Raw genomic sequence first — 271 nt, 5'->3', positions numbered from 1 at the left:
AGACCTTTTAATTTTTGATGAGCCGACAGCTGTATTGACCCCTGCGGAAATTGCAGAGCTCTTGAAAATTATGAAAGCCTTGGTTGAAGAAGGTAAATCTATTATTTTGATTACGCACAAATTGGATGAAATTCGTGCAGTTGCCGATAGTGTAACAGTTATTCGTCGAGGTAAATCAATCGAAACAGTTGCCGTTGAAGGAGCAACAAACCAAGATTTGGCTGAGTGGATGGTTGGACGTTCCGTTTCCTTTAAAACAGAGAAAGTTGAA

General features: G+C 39.9%; 1 pseudogene. It reads left to right on the top strand.

Annotation, left to right across the window (positions count from 1 at the left end):
• Positions 1-271: pseudogene (locus C1E99_RS00190) on the top strand (heme ABC transporter ATP-binding protein); the annotation flags it as partial.

The sequence above is a fragment of the Streptococcus suis genome, assembly GCF_002964045.1.
GTDB lineage: Bacteria > Bacillota > Bacilli > Lactobacillales > Streptococcaceae > Streptococcus > Streptococcus suis_U.
Note: the sequence above shows the minus strand (reverse complement) of the source record. Positions and strands in the feature narration are given on the sequence as shown.